Annotated in this window: 14 protein-coding genes; 6 read left to right on the forward strand and 8 right to left on the reverse strand. The window is 68.5% G+C overall.

Annotated features, from left to right (window positions below):
- Positions 1–13 precede the first annotated feature (13 nt).
- Genes BC358_RS07930 through pip form a run of 6 tightly spaced genes read right to left on the reverse strand, consistent with a single transcriptional unit; the run spans position 14 to position 6,342 of the window.
- Positions 14–1,228, reverse strand: coding sequence for an O-succinylhomoserine sulfhydrylase (locus tag BC358_RS07930; protein ID WP_079365392.1), 1,215 nt, complete (start codon positions 1,226–1,228; stop codon positions 14–16).
- 6 nt (positions 1,229–1,234) lie between these two features.
- Complete coding sequence (gene purF / locus BC358_RS07935) at positions 1,235–2,740, reverse strand: amidophosphoribosyltransferase (RefSeq protein ID WP_079365393.1); 1,506 nt, start codon at positions 2,738–2,740, stop codon at positions 1,235–1,237.
- A gap of 33 nt (positions 2,741–2,773) precedes the next feature.
- The gene (locus BC358_RS07940) at positions 2,774–3,259 is read right to left on the reverse strand and encodes a CvpA family protein (RefSeq protein WP_079365394.1); all 486 of its coding nucleotides are present in this window, start codon (positions 3,257–3,259) and stop codon (positions 2,774–2,776) included.
- Between the two features lie 31 nt (positions 3,260–3,290).
- A complete protein-coding gene (locus BC358_RS07945) occupies positions 3,291–3,974 on the reverse strand; it encodes an SPOR domain-containing protein (RefSeq protein WP_066158005.1) in 684 nt (227 codons plus the stop codon).
- A gap of 34 nt (positions 3,975–4,008) precedes the next feature.
- Complete coding sequence (folC, locus tag BC358_RS07950) at positions 4,009–5,358, reverse strand: bifunctional tetrahydrofolate synthase/dihydrofolate synthase (protein ID WP_143434223.1); 1,350 nt, start codon at positions 5,356–5,358, stop codon at positions 4,009–4,011.
- Between the two features lie 36 nt (positions 5,359–5,394).
- Positions 5,395–6,342, reverse strand: a complete 948-nt coding sequence (gene pip, locus BC358_RS07955) for a prolyl aminopeptidase (RefSeq protein WP_079365396.1) — start codon at positions 6,340–6,342, stop codon at positions 5,395–5,397.
- Between the two features lie 46 nt (positions 6,343–6,388).
- Here pip and BC358_RS07960 point away from each other — a divergent pair, with 46 nt between their 5' ends.
- Positions 6,389–6,748: an arsenate reductase gene (locus BC358_RS07960; RefSeq protein ID WP_079365397.1), complete on the forward strand. Its 360-nt coding sequence runs from the start codon at positions 6,389–6,391 to the stop codon at positions 6,746–6,748.
- A gap of 54 nt (positions 6,749–6,802) precedes the next feature.
- Here BC358_RS07960 and BC358_RS07965 read toward each other — a convergent pair whose 3' ends face one another.
- Together BC358_RS07965 and BC358_RS07970 are read right to left on the reverse strand one after the other, a co-directional pair.
- Positions 6,803–8,575, reverse strand: coding sequence for a bifunctional protein-serine/threonine kinase/phosphatase (locus BC358_RS07965; protein WP_079365398.1), 1,773 nt, complete (start codon positions 8,573–8,575; stop codon positions 6,803–6,805).
- A gap of 47 nt (positions 8,576–8,622) precedes the next feature.
- A complete protein-coding gene (locus BC358_RS07970; RefSeq protein ID WP_079365399.1) occupies positions 8,623–9,918 on the reverse strand; it encodes a type IV pili methyl-accepting chemotaxis transducer N-terminal domain-containing protein in 1,296 nt (431 codons plus the stop codon).
- Between the two features lie 370 nt (positions 9,919–10,288).
- Between BC358_RS07970 and nirB the strand changes: the two genes are divergently transcribed.
- Genes nirB through cobA form a run of 5 tightly spaced genes read left to right on the forward strand, consistent with a single transcriptional unit; the run spans position 10,289 to position 17,785 of the window.
- A complete protein-coding gene (gene nirB / locus BC358_RS07975) occupies positions 10,289–12,742 on the forward strand; it encodes a nitrite reductase large subunit NirB (RefSeq protein WP_079365400.1) in 2,454 nt (817 codons plus the stop codon).
- Positions 12,743–12,793: 51 nt separating this feature from the next.
- Complete coding sequence (gene nirD / locus BC358_RS07980) at positions 12,794–13,177, forward strand: nitrite reductase small subunit NirD (protein WP_143434242.1); 384 nt, start codon at positions 12,794–12,796, stop codon at positions 13,175–13,177.
- Positions 13,178–13,181: 4 nt separating this feature from the next.
- Positions 13,182–15,980, forward strand: a complete 2,799-nt coding sequence (locus BC358_RS07985) for a nitrate reductase (protein ID WP_079365402.1) — start codon at positions 13,182–13,184, stop codon at positions 15,978–15,980.
- Positions 15,981–16,016: 36 nt separating this feature from the next.
- Positions 16,017–16,964, forward strand: a complete 948-nt coding sequence (gene ybiB, locus BC358_RS07990) for a DNA-binding protein YbiB (protein ID WP_079365403.1) — start codon at positions 16,017–16,019, stop codon at positions 16,962–16,964.
- Between the two features lie 2 nt (positions 16,965–16,966).
- Positions 16,967–17,785, forward strand: coding sequence for a uroporphyrinogen-III C-methyltransferase (gene cobA / locus BC358_RS07995; protein ID WP_079365404.1), 819 nt, complete (start codon positions 16,967–16,969; stop codon positions 17,783–17,785).
- Positions 17,786–17,913 lie beyond the last annotated feature (128 nt).

Genomic DNA, 17,913 nt, shown 5'->3' on the forward strand with positions numbered 1-17,913 from the left:
GGGAAAAGAATATTCAAAGACTGGAGAGGCCGCGATCCAGGTCGCTGCGGATGTCGTCCAGGTGTTCAAGGCCGACGGCGACGCGGATCAGGCCCTGACCGATGCCGGCGGCCTGGCGCTGCGCTTCGGACAGCTTGCCGTGCGAGGTGCTGGCGGGGTGGGTGCACAGGGTCTTGGTGTCGCCGAGATTCGTGCACAGCGACACCACTTGCAGCGCATCAAGCACATGAAAGGCGCGCTGGCGCGCCTGCTCGGGGCTGGCTGCTTTCACGTCGAAGGACAGCACGGCGCCACCGATGCCGTTCATCTGGCGCATGGCCAATTCGTGCTGCGGGTGGCTTGCAAGACCGGGGTAGTACACGCGGCCCACGGAAGGGTGGGCCTCCAGCCAGTGCGCCAGTGCCAAGGTCTGCGCACTCTGCGCCTTCATGCGCAGCTCCAGCGTTTCCAGGCCCTTGAGCACCACCCAGGCGTTGAACGGCGAAAGCACCATGCCGGAGTTCTTCTGCACCGGCAGGAACTTCTCGCGCACCATGGCTTCGCGGGCACACAGGGCACCGGCCATCACGCGGCCCTGCCCGTCGAGGTACTTGGTGCCAGAGTGCATGACGATGTCGGCACCCAGAGCGATGGGGCGCTGCAGCACCGGGGTGGCAAAGCAGTTGTCCACCGCCAGCAGCGCACCGGCGTTGTGGGCCAGATCGGCCAGCGCCTGGATGTCGCACACCTCGCCCAGCGGGTTGGTGGGCGTTTCGGCAAACAGCAGGCGGGTCGTGGGCCGCATGGCCGCGCGCCAGGCCGCCAGATCGGTCTGCGGCACCACCGAGGTTTCCACGCCGAATCGCCCGAACTCCGAGCCAATCAGCTTGAGCGTGGAGCCGAACATGGACTGCGAAATGATGACGTGGTCGCCCGCCTTGAGCAGGCTAAAGCACATCAGCATGACCGCGGCCATGCCCGAGGCGGTGGCCATGCAGGCCTCGGCACCTTCCATCGCGGCCAGGCGCATCTCGAAGCTGGTCACCGTGGGGTTGCCGGAGCGGCCGTAGGTGTAACCGTCGTCTTCGCCGGCAAAGCGGCGTGCGGAGTCTTCTGCGGACGGCTGCACATAACCGCTGGTCAGGAACAGCGCCTCGGAGTTCTCGCCGTACTGGCTGCGCTCGGTCGCCAGCCGCACCGCCAGAGTTTCGCGGTGCAGAGCGTCAGCGGATTTCGCGTTCGATGACATAACGAATCAGGCGGTCTGGGCGTTGGGCAGGGCCAGGCGCGAGCTGTCTTCCTGCCCCTCTTCGGTCTGGTCGCGGCCCTGGTTCATGCGGGCAATGGTCTCGGGCGTGATGTCGCCCGTGACATAGACGCCATCGAAGCACGATGCGTCGAAACCCGCCAGCTTCGGATTGAGCGCGGCGATGGCCTGCTTCATCGCATCCACGTCCTGGTAGATCAGCGCGTCGCAACCAATGAGTTCGCGGATCTGCTCAACCGTGCGGTCGTGCGCCACCAGCTCCGTCGCGGTGGGCATGTCGATGCCATAGACGTTGGGGTAGCGCACGGGCGGCGCGGCGCTGGCCATGTAGACCTTGCGCGCACCGGCGTCGCGCGCCATCTGCACGATCTCCTTGGAGGTGGTGCCGCGCACGATGGAGTCGTCCACCAGCAGCACGTTGCGGCCCTTGAACTCGCTGGCGATCACGTTGAGCTTCTGGCGCACCGACTTCTTGCGAACACCCTGACCGGGCATGATGAAGGTGCGGCCGACGTAGCGGTTCTTCACGAAGCCTTCGCGGTACGGCAGGCCCAGGAGTTGTGCCAGTTCCATGGCACTCGGGCGCGAGGACTCCGGGATCGGGATGACCACGTCGATTTCAGTCGGTGGCACGGTGGACACCAGCCGCTTGGCCAGGGTCTTGCCCATGTTCAGGCGCGCCTGGTACACCGAGATGCCGTCGAGCACCGAGTCCGGCCGGGCCAGGTAGACATATTCGAAGATGCAGGGGTTGTGGCTGACCTTGTCCGCACATTGCTCGAAGCTGGCCTGGCCATCCAGGTCGATGAACACGGCCTCGCCGGGCGCCACATCGCGTTCCAGTTCAAAGCCGTTGCCCTCAAGCGTGACCGATTCGCTGGCGACCATGCGGGCACCATCGGTGTTGCGACCGATGCACAGCGGACGGATGCCGAAAGGATCGCGGAAGGCCAGCAGGCCGTGGCCGGCGATCAGCGCGATCACGGCATACGAGCCCTTGATGCGCCGGTGCACGCCACGCACCGCGGCAAACACGTCGGCCGGCTTGAGCGATGCCCCGCGGGTGGACTTTTCCAGTTCGTGCGCGAGCACGTTGAGCAGCACCTCGGAGTCGCTCTCGGTGTTGATGTGGCGGTGGTCGGTCTGGAACAGCTCCTGCTTCAGACCCTGGGCATTGGTCAGGTTGCCGTTGTGCACCATCACCAGGCCAAACGGCGCGTTGACGTAGAACGGCTGGGCCTCTTCCTCGCTGAAGGCGTTGCCCGCGGTGGGGTAACGCACCTGACCGAGCCCGACATTGCCCGGCAGCGCGCGCATGTTGCGCGTGCGAAAGACGTCGCGCACCATGCCCTTGGCCTTGTGCATGAAGAACTTGCGCCCTTGCTGGGTGACGATGCCGGCGGCATCCTGTCCCCGGTGCTGCAGCAGCAGCAGAGCGTCGTAGATCAGCTGATTGACAGGCGCCTGGCTCACCACGCCCACGATTCCACACATGATTGGATCCTCAACGAAACAAAGACTGTCGACTCAGGCCAGGTAACGGGCCACCGGCTCGGGCAGCAGCGGCCTGAGGGCCTGCAGGCTGTCACCCAGCACCTGGGCCACCGCTGACGTCTGCCAGGCTTGTTGCGACTGGAGCGGTGTCATTCCCACCACCACCGCCACCGCCAGCAGCACCACCGCGCCACGCAGCAGGCCAAACACACCACCCAGCACGCGGTCAATGGGACGCAAACCCACGGCCGCCACCATCTTTTTCACCAGCCACGCCACAAACCCGCCGGCGAACGCGCTGGCCACAAACACCAGGACGAATGCCACCGCAATGCGCAGTGCCGCGGAGAGGCCGTCCAGCGGCAGCAGGCGCGCCACATCTCCTGCATAGGCCTGGGCCAGCAAGAACGCCGCCACCCAGACCATCAAAGAAAGCACTTCGTACACCAGACCCCGCCACATGCCGACCACGGCCGACAGCAGCAGCACGAACAGCAACAACCCATCCACTGCGTTCATGTCGCCGCCCCCAGGCCCCGGGCCAACGCCGTCACAGCCAGAGCAGGGCCGTCGACAGACCCAGCGCCTTGGCGCGCTCTGCGGCCTTTTCGGCCTCCGCGCGCGTGGCGAAAGGTCCCAGGCGCACCCGGATGCGACGCCCCTGCGGCGTCTCGGCCACATGGGTGTAGGTCTTGAGTCCGGCCCGCTCCAGCTTCAAACGGGCCTCGCGGGCACGTTCGGCCTCCGAAAACGCCCCCACCTGCACGACGATGCGCTCGTTGCCGGTAGCGGTTTTTTCAGAGGGCTTCTCAGGTGGTTTTTCGGTGGTATTCCCCGCCGCAGCCTTGTCGGCAACGGGCTTCTCAAGCGGAGGCTTCTCTGCGGGCTTTTCAACGGGTTTGTCGGCCGGCTTGGCCACAGCCTTCGGCTCGACCACCTCCTCGCGCGCGGCAAGGCTGTCGGCCGTGGCCACCGGCGCCGGCCTGGCCGCGGCAGGAGCCTCGGTCTTGGGTGCAGGCGTTGCAGGCGTGTTGCGGGAGGGAATCTCGATCGGCACGTCGACCGCAATGGGGCGGGGTTGCGTATCGAACAGCAGCGGGAACCCGAGCACCCCCACCAGCACCAGCACGGCCGCCCCGATCAGGCGGTGCCGGGCCCGACGACGCACGGCCTCGATGCTTTGCGGCGGCGGTGGGGCGGTGTGGCCCGCAGAACCGGAACGGGATGTGAGCATGCGGAAATGGGTCCGGCGGAGATCACGGAGAGGATCAGTTCGCGAGGTGCCTGGCCGCCAGACGCGGCACGCCATCCTTCAGAACACCCCCCACCGTGTGGAAGGAACCAAAGACGACGATTCTATCAGTGGGGTCCGCTTCCAGCACCGCCGCGCGCAGCGCCTCCAGCGGCGACGGATGGCATCCGGCCACCCGCGAACGCCCGCCAGAGGCCTGGCCGGCGCCGCTGTCGAGCACGGCCGCCAGATCGGTCGCCCGGCTGGCGCGCGGCAATGGCAGATCGGTGAGGTGCCAGCGGTCGATCAGCGGCGAAATGCGCTCCAGCATGGCGGGCAGGTCCTTGTCGGCCATGGCACCGAACACCGCGTGCGTGACCGGGTAGTAGCCCATGGCGTCGAGGTTCTCGGCCAGCGCGGCCACGGAATGGGGGTTGTGGGCGACATCGAGCACGAGTGCGGGCTCTCCGGGCACGATCTGGAAACGGCCGGGCAGCTCGACCATGGCCAGCCCGTTGCGAACGGCCTGTGCCGTCACGGGCAGGCGGGGCCGCAGCGCCTCGATGGCGGCCAGGACGCCCGAGGCGTTCACCAGCTGGTTGGCGCCGCGCAGGGCCGGGTAGGCCAGACCACTGAACTTGCGCCCACCCTGTGAAGGGTGCATGGCCCAGCCCCACTGCTGCTTGTCACCGGCGAAATGGAAGTCCTTGCCGATGCGCCAGAGCTGGGCGCCGACTTCGAGCGCCCGGTCCAGCACGCTTTGCGGCGGCACCGGATCGCTGACCACCACCGGCCGGCCGGTGCGCATGATGCCGGCTTTCTCGTAGCCGATGGCCTCGCGGTCGTTGCCCAGCAGGGCCATGTGGTCCAGCGCGATGCAGGTGATGACCGCGCAGTCCGGGTCGACGATGTTCACCGCGTCCAGCCGCCCGCCCAGTCCCACCTCCAGGATGGCCACCTCCAGCCCGCTGAGCGACAGCGTGCGCAGGATGGCGAGTGTGGTGAACTCGAAATAGGTCAGCACCACGACGCCGTCATCACCCGATCCACCGTCCCCGAGCCTCGCACGCTCGACCTCGGCGAACGCCGGCAAAAGGGCATCAGCAGCGACCGGCTCGCGCCCGATGCGGCAACGTTCCTCGAAATGCACCAGGTGGGGCGAGGTGTAGACCCCGGTCCGGTACCCGGCCTCGCTGTAGATGGCCTCCAGCATGGCGCAGGTCGAGCCTTTGCCGTTGGTGCCGGCCACGGTGATCACCGGGCAGGGCATGGACAGGCGCATGCGCTGCGCCACCCGCTGCACCCGGTCCAGCCCAAGCTCGATGCCGCTGATGCCCTGGGGATGCTGGCGCTCGCAATGGGCCAGCCACTCGTCTAAGGTGTTCATGACCGGGATTATCCCGGCCATCACAAAGCCCCGTGCTCAGCCCGCGAAACGGTCGGTGGCTTCGATCAGCCGGTCCAGGATGCCGGGTTCGTTGAACGCGTGGCCAGCATCGGGCACGATGTGGAAGTCGGCCTGCGGCCAGGCGCGGTGCAGATCCCAGGCGGTGCGGGCCGGGGTGCAGGCGTCGTAGCGCCCCTGCACGATCACCCCCGGCACGCCGGCCAGCCTGTGCGCGTCGCGGATGAGCTGCGCCTCCTCGAGCCAGCCGTCGTGCACGAAATAATGGTTCTCGATGCGTGCGAAGGCCAGCGAGAAGGCGTCGTCGGAGTGTTTGGCGGTGTTGGCCGCGTCGGGCAGCAGGCGGATGGTCTGGCCCTCCCACAGGCTCCAGGCACGCGCGCAGGCCAGTTGGGCCACCGGGTCGTCGCCGGCCAGCCGCTTCCGGTAGGCGGTGAGCAAGTCGCCGCGTTCGGCCTCGGGGATCGGCGCGAGGAAGCCCTCCCACAAGTCGGGAAAGAGCCACGAAGCACCCTCCTGGTAGTACCAGCGCACCTCGTCGCGGCGCAGGGTGAAGATGCCGCGCACGACCAGTTCGGACACGCGCTCCGTGTGCGTCTGCGCATAGGCCAGCGCCAGCGTGCTGCCCCAGGAACCACCGAACACCAGCCAGCGATCGAAGCCCAGCAGAGCGCGCAGCCGCTCCATGTCGGCCACCAGGTGCCAGGTGGTGTTGTTCTCCAGCGAAGCCGCCGGCTTCGACCGGCCGCAGCCGCGCTGGTCGAACAGCAGCACGCAGTACTTCTGCGGGTCGAACAGGCGGCGGTGGTCGGGCGAGCAGCCCGAGCCCGGCCCACCGTGCAGGAACACCGCCGGCTTGCCCTGCGGGTTGCCGCAGAGCTCCCAGTAAATCTGATGGCCGTCGCCGGTGTCGAGCACGCCGGTCTTGAAGGGTTCGATGGGGGGATAGAAGCTGCGCAGGGTCATGGTGAAGCGCGACCTTCACCAAGAGGCCGCGTGACAGAATTCGGGGATGACCACACTCTACGGCATCCCCAACTGCGACACCGTCAAAAAGGCCCGGGCCTGGCTGAACGAGCATGGCGTGGCACACAGCTTCCACGACTTCAAGAAGCAGGGTGTGCCCGAGGCCGCACTGGACCAGTGGCTGGCTGCGGCGGGCTGGGAAACCCTGGTCAACCGCAAAGGCACCACCTGGCGTGGGCTGGACGAAGCCACCCGCGCAGCCGTGGTCGACAACCCGAGCGCACGCGTCGTGCTGCTGCTGCATCCCAGCCTGATCAAACGCCCGGTGGTCGGCTGGGCAGATGGCTCGGTCAGCGCTGGTTTCGACCCCGAGGACTGGGACACCATGCTTGATCTCCCTCGCTGAGCGCAGTTGCCATCCTCTCAACCGGCCAAGGGTTATCGTCCTGACTGCCAACCTTCAGCGCGGCAGGAACACCAGCCAGTACACCAGCAGCAGGTTCAGCAGCACGCTGAACCCCAGCAGCAGCTTCCAGAGCATGGTCGGGTCGCGCTGGATCAGCGGGGTGGCGGGCGGCGCGGTGAGCGGGCGCGACGCGCCACGCTCCAGTGCCAGCAGCAGCTCTTCGGCGGTTTCGAAGCGCTGCTTCTGGTCGCGGCTGACGGCCTTGAGCACGATGTGGTCGAGCCAGATCGGCACCTCGGGGTGGTGGCGGCTGGGCGCGACCGGGTCGCGGAAATAGCGGCCGGCCTGGTAGGGCAGCACCTCGCCATAGGGCAGCTTGCCCGTCAGCAGCTGGTAGAGCGTGACGCCAAGCGCGAACAGGTCGCTGCGCGGATCGGCGGCTTGCGGCTCCGCGTCGGTGTCCACGCCGCCGCCGCGCAGGCGGAACCCCCACTGTTCGGGGTTGATGAAGCTGGGTGTGCCGGCGTGCAGCGCGCGCGCCGACGCAGGCTCGCGCCCGCTGAGCGCCACGCCCAGGTCGAGCAGGCGCAGCACGCCGTCTTCCCCCTGGTGCAGGTTGGCGGGTTTCACGTCGCGGTGGATCACGCCCTGGCGGTGCAGGTGGCCCAGGGCCCGGGCGGCCTGGGTGGCCGTGGCGATGGTCTGGGCCACGCCAGGTCGGTGCTGGCGGTCCAGCATGTGCTGCAGCGATTCGCCGCTGTGCCAGTCGTACAGCAGGTAGAAGGCGCTGGCGCCCTGCCCGGCCGGCAGCGTCGGCGGCGCGTCGTGCAAGGCCACCAGGTGTTCGGCCGCGCGGCTGGTGGCCATGCGGCGCGCCAGCCAGGCTTCGTGCGCGAGCATGGCGCGCTCTTCGGCGTCGTGTGCGCGCTGGGGGTGCAGGGTCTTGAGGGCGTAGAGCTTCTGCGTGGCCGGGTCGCGCGCCTGGTAGACGAGGTTGATGCCGTTGTCGGCCACCACGGCGGTGATGGCCAGGCCGTCGATCTGCTCGCCCAGCTTGAGCCTGGGCGGGATGGGCAGCCGCGCGGCCAGGCGGTTCTGGTCCTGCAGGGTGGCGCTGTCGAGCCCGCGCACGCGCACGGCCAGGGCGGTGACGTTGTCGTTGCTGCCACGCTGCAGGGCCGCGGCCACCATGGCTTCGCACAGGGCCTGGGCATCGTCTGTGCCCGGCTGTTCACCGATCAGGGCCTTCAGCCGCGCCTCGTTCAGCACGTTGTACACGCCGTCGGACATGAGCAGGAACAGGTCGCCCACCAGCAAGTCGCCTTGGCTGTAGTCCACCACCACACGGTCTTCCACACCAATGCAACGCAGCAGCTGGTGGCTCAGGTCGGGGTGATCGGCGACGTGGTCGTGCGTGAGCTGGGTCAGTTGCCCGCCGCGCATCAGGCAGGCGCGCGTGTCGCCCACATGGGCCAGGGTGTAGCTGTGGCCGCGCAGCACCATGGCGGTGAGCGTGGTCAGGCCCATGGCCGGATGGCGGCGGCGGTTGACGCCCGCCAGCCAGGTGTTCTGCGCGCCGATGATGCGGTCCATGGCGACCGTGGTGTCCCAGGTCTCGGGTGTGCCGTAGTAGTCGCGCACCAGGCTGGTGACCGTGGTCTGCGCCGCTTCCTTGCCCAGCCCGCCCGCGCTCACGCCGTCGGCAATGGCGACGATGGACCCCATGTCCGCCTGCCCCGGGGGCGGCAGCATGGCGGCGCAGAAGTCCTCGTTGGTGTCCTTGCGGCCGGCCTGGCTGGCGTAGCCGATGTCGATGTCAAAAGCCATGCACCACCTCTAGCAAGAACAGCGCCCAACGTTGGTGCGACGCAGGGCTAGCCCATCAGCATCTGCATGCTGCGCTCGTAGTGGGTGGACAGGCTTTCAAACTGGGCCAGCAGACCCTCGCTGGCATGGGCCACGGTCTCCAGCCGCGCCAGCCGGTCGCGCCCCGCCGGACGATGGCCTTGCGGCGTGGCGGCCAGCATCTGCCGCCAGCCGGTGGTGGCCTGGTCCAGTGCGGTGCGGATGTCGGGCGTGGTCAGCGGCAGGCCGTTGAGGTAGGCCAGTGCGCGCTCGAAATCGTGCTGCACCTCGGTCATGGCGGCGCTGCGGCTGGCGCTGCCCTCTTCCAGATCGAGCAGGTCCATCAGCGCCATCTTGGCGAAACGCTGCGAGAGCATGCGCTGGCGGCCGGCGGCGTTGAGCACCTGCAGCGAGGCCATGGCACCGGCGTGCTGCAGGCTGGCGGTCAGGCGCTCGGCGTCCTGCAGCAGGCGGTCGGCCAGCTCGTCCACCCGGGGCACCTGCGCCGGGGCGGGCTTGCCCTTGAGCGAGGCCTTCAGCGCCTGCCAGGTGGCGCCCAGCAGGCCCAGCAGGTCGCCGAAGCTGGGTTGCGACAGGCCCTTGCCCAGCCAGGCCAGGTTGGCGTCCACCCGCTGGATCGACTCGTCCAGCAGGGCCTGCTGCTGGCGCGACTGCACGTCGGCCAGCCGCAGCAGGTACAGCTTCACCAGGCGCTGCGAGAACATGCGCAGCTGGCCCGCGCGGTTGACGGCCTCGGCGAAATGGGCCGACTGGATGATCTGTTCCGACACCTGGCCCAGGCGCTGGTTGGTGTGCATGGAGGCGGTGCGCAGGATCTGGAAGGCGTCGTCGTCGGTCAGCGCGCGCGCCCGCATGAGGATGCCCTTGGCGCGCTCGACCAGCTTGCGCTCCTCGAAGCGCTGCGACACGTCGCGCAGCTGTTCCAGCAGCGCCTGTTCGCGCTCGAAACGCGCCTGCGCCAGCTGCACCAGTGGCCGCAGGCGCGCCGCCCCGTACCCGTTCACCACCCAGGCATGCACGCCGGCGCCCGTGGCGCGCTCGATGTGGGCGGCGTCGGCATCGGACGTGAACAGCAGCACTGGCCGGGGCAGCACCTCCGCCAGCGTCTGCGTGGCCTTGAACAGGGCTTCATCGGGGCGCGCGACCTCACCGACCACCAGATCTGGTGCGTGCTGCACGGCGACCTGCACCAGTTTGCTGCAGTCCTCGACGATGGCCAGGACCTGGCATCCCGCGGCGGGCAGGTCGTCCTGCAACGGCAGAAGGGCCCGGGAACCGGGGCGAAGAAGCAGCACGGAAGTCATAAGAATCAAGCACTTGTGATCAGTGAGCGCCCTGCTCTTTGCGGGCGAAACCGGCGCGGCGCCAGGGGTGCGGCAAAGGCCCGCGAATGGGGCGCCGATCATATGGCACACCTCTTGCATTGAACAGGCCAGACGTGACGACGCGTCCCACCCCGACCGCAGCGTCGGGGCCTGTGCACAACGACGTGCGCAGTGACCGATTCGGCAACGGCCCTGTGCCCGCGCCACCCCGGCCGACCGGCCGGGCTTCGAACCTCCCTTACCCCTGTGTTCCGGCTTGCGTGCCGCTGTGTGTTCGCCCTCGCGCGTGCACCGGAGCCAGACCCCTTTTCCCGCAATCCCCCGTGATCTTCAGACAGGAGTCGCCGCAATGAAAAAGATGAAACTCGTGATGGTGGGCAACGGCATGGCCGGTGTGCGCACGCTCGAAGAGCTGCTGAAGATCGCACCCGAGTTCTACGACATCACCGTCTTCGGCGCCGAGCCGCACCCCAACTACAACCGCATCCTGCTCAGCCCCGTGCTGGCGGGCGAACAGACCATCGACGAGATCATCCTCAACGACTGGTCCTGGTACACCGACAACGGCATCACCCTGCACGCGGGCTACAAGGTGACCGAGGTGGACCGCGTCAGGCGCGTGGTGCACTCGGTCGGCCCCAATGGCGAGAAAGTGTCGGCCGAGTACGACCGCCTGATCATGGCGACCGGATCCAACCCCTTCATCCTGCCCATCCCCGGCAAGGACCTGCAGGGCGTGCTGGCCTACCGCGACATCGCCGACACGCAGGCCATGATCGACGCCGCCGCCACCTACAAGCACGCGGTCGTCATCGGCGGCGGCCTGCTGGGCCTGGAAGCGGCCAACGGCCTGATGAAGCGCGGCATGACGGTCAGCGTGGTGCACGTGGCGCCCTGGCTGATGGAGCGCCAGCTGGACGACGTGGCGGGCAAGCTGCTGCAGAAGTCGCTGGAGGAGCGCGGCATGCAGTTCCTGATCGGCGCGCAGACGCAGGAGCTGGTGGGCGGTGACGATGGCCGCGTGAAAGCCATCCGTTTCAAGGACGGCACCGAGGTGCCGGCCGACCTGGTGGTGATGGCCGTGGGCATCCGCCCCAACACCGCGCTGGCCGAAAGCATGCGCCTGCACGTCAACCGCGGCATCGTGGTCAGCGACACGATGCAGACCGTGACCGACCCGCGCATCTACGCGGTGGGTGAGTGCGCGGCGCACCGCGGCATCGCCTACGGCCTGGTGGCGCCGCTGTTCGAGCAGGGCAAGGTGCTGGCCACGCACCTGGCCGAGTTCGGCATCGGCCGCTACACCGGCTCGCTCACCTCCACCAAGCTCAAGGTCACGGGCATCGACCTGTTCTCCGCCGGCGAGTTCATGGGCGGCGACGGCACGGAAGAGATCGTGATGAGCGACCCCTTCGGCGGCGTCTACAAGAAGCTGGTGATCAAGGACGACAAGCTGGTCGGCGCCTGCCTGTATGGCGACACGGTGGACGGCAGCTGGTACTTCAAGCTGCTGCGCGAAGGCCGCACGGTCGGCGACATCCGGGACAGGCTGATGTTCGGCGAGTCCAACATCGGCGATACCGGCCACCAGGGCCACAACAAGGCCGCGGCCATGGCCGACAGCGACGAGGTCTGCGGCTGCAACGGCGTGACCAAGGGCGCCATCTGCAAGGCCATCAAAGAGAAAGGCCTGTTCACACTGGACGAGGTGAAGAAGCACACCAAGGCCAGTGCCTCGTGCGGCTCCTGCACCGGTCTGGTGGAGCAGATCCTGATGTTCACGGCCGGCGGCGACTACTCGGCCACGCCGAAGAAAAAGGCCATCTGCGGCTGCACCGAGCACAGCCACCAGGACGTGCGCGACGCGATCCGCAACGACAAGCTGCTGACCATCGCCGACACCTTCAGCGCCCTGGGCTGGAAGACGCCCAACGGCTGCGCCACCTGCCGACCGGCCATCAACTACTACCTCATCAGCACCTGGCCCAAGCAAGCCAAGGACGATCCGCAGAGCCGCTTCATCAACGAGCGCTCGCACGCCAACATCCAGAAGGACGGCACCTACTCCGTCATTCCGCGCATGTGGGGTGGCGAGACCACGGCCGACGAGCTGCGCCGCATCGCCGACGCGGTGGACAAGTACAAGATCCCGACCGTCAAGGTGACCGGCGGCCAGCGCATCGACCTGCTGGGCGTGAAGAAGGAAGACCTGGTCAACGTCTGGAAAGACATCGGCATGCCCAGTGGCCACGCCTACGCCAAGGCGCTGCGCACGGTGAAAACCTGCGTGGGCAGCGAGTGGTGCCGCATGGGTACGCAGGACTCTACCCAGATGGGCAAGGACCTCGAAAAAGCCATGTGGCGCATGTACGCGCCGCACAAGGTGAAGTTCGCCGTCAGCGGCTGCCCGCGCAACTGCGCCGAAGCCGGCATCAAAGATGTGGGCGTGATCGGCGTCGACTCGGGCTGGGAGATGTACATCGCCGGCAACGGCGGCATCAAGACCGAGGTGGCGCACTTCCTTGTCAAGGTGAAAACGGCCGAGGAGGTCATGGAATACACCGGCGCCTTCTGCGAGCTGTACCGCCAGGAAGGCTGGTACCTGGAGCGCACGGTGCACTACGTCAACCGCGTGGGCCTGGACTACATCAAGAAGCGCATCCTGGACGACGCGGTCGGCCGCAAGGCACTGTGGGAACAGCTGCAGTTCGCGCTCGACGGTGAGCCCGATCCGTGGTTCGACTTCAAGGATGCGGCTGTGGACACGCGCCAGTTTGAACCCGTGGCCATGGTCAAGGCCTGAGCAACACCTTCCGCTGAGCCCCAACTTCTGAATTCCGAGAGAGCCATGAACATGAGCCAATGGACCCCCATCTGCCAGGTTGACGACATCCCCGTGCTCGGCTCGCGCCGCGTGGCGCGCGAGCAGGGCCTGGACGTCGCGATCTTCCGCAACGACCAGGACGAGGTGTTCGCCCTGCTCGACCGCTGCCCGCACAAGGGCGGCCCGCTGAGCCAGGGCATCGTCTTCGGCACCCACGTGGCCTGCCCGCTGCACAACTGGACCATCGGCCTGTGCGACGGCCAGGCGTCGGCGCCCGATGAGGGCTGCACGCCCAGGTTCAGCGTGAAGGTGGAGAACGGCCAGGTGTTCCTGGACGCCACGCAGCTCGCGTCGCACGCGACCGACCTGGAGCGTCCGATCGCCGGCCCCGCCCGCCGCACCGCCAAGGCCTGAGCCCATGACCGAAACCCGCTCCACCTGCCCGTACTGTGGTGTGGGCTGCGGCGTCATCATCGAATCCGATGGGCCGCAGATCACCGGTGTGCGCGGCGACCCGGATCACCCCGCGAACTTCGGCAAGCTCTGCACCAAGGGCAGCACGCTGCACCTGACGGCCACGCCCGCCATCACGCGCCAGACCCGCCTGCTGCAACCCATGCAGCGGCTGCAGCGCGGCCAGGCGCCGGTGACCATGGGCTGGGACGCGGCGCTGGACCGCGTGGCCGGCGAGTTCGGCCGCATCGTGCGCGACCACGGCCCCGACGCGGTGGGCCTGTACCTCAGCGGCCAGTTGCTGACCGAGGACTACTACGTCTTCAACAAGCTGGCCAAGGGCCTCATCGGCACCAACAACGTCGACACCAATTCGCGCCTGTGCATGAGCAGCGCGGTGGCCGGCTACAAGGCCACGCTGGGCGCTGACGCGCCGCCCGCCTGCTACGACGACGTGAACCACGCGCAATGCCTGTTCATCGTCGGCAGCAACGCGGCCTACGCCCACCCCATCCTGTTCCGCCGCATCGAGGCAGCGAAGCAGAAGAACCCAGGCATGAAGGTGATCGTGGCCGACCCGCGCCGCACCGACACCGCCGAACTGGCCGACCTGTATCTGCCCCTGCTGCCGGGCACCGACGTGATGCTGTTCCACGGCCTGCTGCACGTGATGCTGTGGGAAGGCTGGACCGACAACGCCTACATCGCTGCGCACACGAACGGCTTCGACGAACTGAAGGCGCTGGTGCGCGACTGCACGCCCGATGTGGTGGCGCAGACCTGCGGCATCCCCAAAGAAGACCTGTTCAAGGCCGCAAGGTGGTTCGCTGGCCTTGACGGCCAGGGGTTCGCACATCGCCGACCGACGCTCAGCCTGTACTGCCAGGGCCTGAACCAGAGCAGCAGCGGCACCGCCAAGAACGCCAGCCTGATCAACCTGCACCTGGCCACCGGCCAGATCGGCAAGCCCGGCGCTGGCCCCTTCAGCCTGACCGGCCAGCCCAACGCCATGGGCGGGCGCGAGGTCGGCGGCCTGGCGAACTTGCTCAGTGCCCACCGCGACCTGGCCAACCCGGCGCACCGCGCCGAAGTCGCCGCGCTCTGGGGCGTGGCCGATGTCCCATCGAAACCCGGCAAGACCGCCGTCGAGATGTTCCAGGCCGCGGCCGATGGCGAGATCAAGGCGCTGTGGATCGCCTGCACCAACCCCGCGCAGTCCATGCCCGACCAGGCCACGGTGCGCCGCGCCCTGCAGCGCGCCGAATTCGTGGTGGTGCAGGAAGCCTTCGCCACCGCCGCCACCTGCGACTTCGCCGACCTGCTGCTGCCCGCCACCACCTGGGGCGAGAAGGAAGGCACCGTCACCAACAGCGAACGCCGCATCAGCCGCGTGCGCGCCGCCGTGCCCGCCGCCGGTGAGGCGCGGCACGACTGGCGCATCGCCGTCGATGTGGCGCGCCGCCTGGAAGCACAGCTGCGCCCCGGCCAGCCCACCCTCTTCCCCTACGAGACGCCCGAAGCGATCTGGAACGAACACCGCGAATCCACCCGCGGCCGCGATCTCGACATCACCGGCCTGAGCTACGCCATGCTGGAGCAGCGCGGCCCGCAGAGCTGGCCGCTGCGCGAGGGCGAGGCCTGCGGCCAGGCAAGGCTGTACGAAGACGGCGTGTTCCCCACCGCCGACGGCAAGGCCAAGTTCGCTGCCCTGCGCTACCAGCCCACCGCGGAGGTGCGCGAATCGCGCTTTCCCTTCTCGCTGACCACCGGCCGCCTGCGTGACCACTGGCACGGCATGACGCGCACCGGCACCATCGGCCGCCTGTTCGGCCATGTGGCCGAGCCGGCGGTGCAGATGAACCCGCAGGACATGGAGCGCCGCGGCCTCAAGGACGGCGAGCTGGTGCACGTCACCAGCAAGCGCGGCTCCATCGTGCTGCCGGTGCAGGGCTCGCGCACGGTCCACACCACGCAGGCCTTCATCGCCATGCACTGGGGCCCCGAGTACCTGAGCGGCCGCAGCAGCCAGGGCGAGGCGCTGGCCGGCGTCAACGCCATCACCACCTCGGCCTGTTGCCCCACGTCCAAACAGCCCGAACTCAAGCACGCGGCGGTCAAGGTCCTCAAGGCCGAACTGCCCTGGACCCTGCTGGGCGTGGCCTGGTTGCCCGAAGCCTCGGCGCTGACGGCGCTGACCGAACTGCGCGCGCTGATGCCGTCGTTCGAGTTCGCGTCCTGCGTGCCCTTCGGCCGCGAACGCACCGGCGTGCTGTTCCGCGCCGCCGCGCACGAAGCACCGGAGCCCGCGCTGGTGGAGCGCATCGAGGCGCTGCTGGGCCTGTCCACCCCGGACACCCTGCGCTACGCCGACAAGCGCCGCCAGCAGCGCCGCAGCGCCCGGCTGCAGCGCAGCGGTGACGACATCACGCTCGAAGCCTTCCTGCTGGCCGGCGACACCAGCGCCGAGGGCTGGATCAAGACCCTGCTGCAGGACGAGCTGCCCGCCGGCCGCTACGGCCGCCTGCTGCTGATGCCCGGTGCCGCGGCCCCGGTGGCCGTGGTCGCGAAAAGCCCCCAGGTCTGCACCTGCTTCAACGTCAGCGAGGACGCGATCCGCTCTGAACTGCCACGCTGCGGCGGCGCCGACGACCAGCGCCTAGCCCAGCTGCAAGGCCAGCTCAAATGCGGCACCAACTGCGGTTCGTGCATCCCGGAGCTGCGGCGGCTGGTGAAAGCCGTCCCTGCGTCCCTGGTAGCCATATAACCCGCAGTCATCTGACCTCGCGGACAATGGCGGCCCATGAGCATCAGCCACTACATCAAGGAGATCGGGCGCGGCAAGGACGGCGCCCGTTCGCTCAGCCGTGAGCAAGCCGCCGACCTGTTCGGCCAGATGCTGGACGGCGCCGTGACCGACCTGGAGGTCGGTGGCTTCTGCCTGGCCATGCGCATCAAGGGCGAAACGCCCGACGAGATGGCCGGTTTCCTGGACGCCAGCCACGCCCGCCTGCGGCGCATCCCTGACAACACCATCACCACCGTGGTGCTGCCGAGCTACAACGGTGCACGCAAGCTGCCGGTGCTCACGCCCCTGCTGGCGCTGCTGCTGGCGCGCGCAGGCGCGGCGGTGCTGGTGCACGGCACGGCCACCGAAGACCGGCGAGTCACCAGCGAGGCGGTGTTCGCCGCACTGGGCCAGCCCGCCCGCTCGGCGGTCGGCCTGCTGGGCCCGGGTGAATGCGCCTTCGTGCCCACCGAGGTGCTGCACCCCGGCCTCAAGCGCCTGCTGGACGTGCGCCGCGCGGTCGGCCTGCGCAACCCGGCGCACAGCCTGGTCAAGCTGATGAATCCCTGCGAAGGCCGCGCGCTGATCGTGGGCAGCTACACCCACCCCGAATACGCGGTGTCCATGGCCGACACCTTCGCCCTGGTCGGCGCGCACGCCCTGCTGCTGCGCGGCACCGAAGGCGAGCCGGTGGCCGACGCGCGCCGCACGCCGCAGATGGACGCCTTCCGCGATGGCCAACGCCACCTGCTGCAGCCCGCACAGGAGGGTTCGCTGGCCGCCCTGCCCGATCTGCCCAAGGACATCTCGGCCGACGCCACCGCCGCCTACATCCGCGGCGTGCTGAGCGGCCGCCTGCCCGTGCCCGCCCCCATCGCCCTGCAGGTGGCACACATCCTGCAAGAAGTCTCTCGCCCTGCCACACCAGAGACAAACCGCGTCGCCGCGGTCAGCACACCATGAACATGCCCGCCGCCATCATCACCTCCGAAAGCCAGTTCCACCCCGGCACCGTCACCCTCGTGGGCGCCGGACCGGGTGACCCGGATCTGCTCACCATCAAGGCCGCCAAGGCGATTGCCGCGGCCACAGTGCTGCTGGTGGACGACCTGGTGGGCGACGGCGTGCTGGCCCATGCATCCCCGAGCGCGCGCATCGTGTACGTGGGCAAGCGCGGTGGTTGCAAGAGCACACCGCAGGCTTTCATCGAGAAGCTGATGATCATGGCCGCACGCGAAGGCGAGGTGGTGGTGCGCCTCAAGGGCGGCGACCCCTTCATCTTCGGCCGCGGCGGTGAAGAGGTCGAACACCTGCGCGAAGCCGGCATCGCGGTGCAGGTCATCAACGGCATCACCTCGGGCCTGGCCGGCCTGACCTCGCTGGGCGTTCCGCTGACGCACCGCGATCACGCGCACGGCGTGGTGTTCATCACCGGCCACGCCAAACCCGGCATCACACACGAATCTCGCGGCACCGACTGGCAGCAGCTCGCCGCCACCGCGCGCGACGCGAAGCTGACCCTGGTGATCTACATGGGCGTCTCCAGTGCCGCGCAGATCCAGACCGACCTGCTCACCGGCCTGCCGGCCGACACGCCGCTGGCCATCGTCCAGCACGCCAGCCTGCCGCAGCAGCGCCACGCGGTGGGCACGCTGGGCGCCCTCACCGACACGCTGGCGCGCGAAGGCCTGGGCAGCCCCTCGGTGATCGTGGTCGGCGACGTGGTGCGCGGCATCGCGGCCGTGGCGCAGCCGGCGGGCGCGCAGGCCCGGCGCGCCGCCTGAGCACCGGCCGCGGGGGCCTGCCTCGCTACACTCCGCGCACACCAATACAAGTGCGGCGAAGGCCGCCGGCGGAGGATGCCCGTGATCAACAAACTCAAGCGTTTCGTGGACAGCCACGGCAGCCTGCA

The sequence above is a fragment of the Hydrogenophaga sp. H7 genome (genome assembly GCF_002025745.1).
Taxonomy (GTDB): Bacteria; Pseudomonadota; Gammaproteobacteria; order Burkholderiales; family Burkholderiaceae_C; genus Hydrogenophaga; species Hydrogenophaga pseudoflava.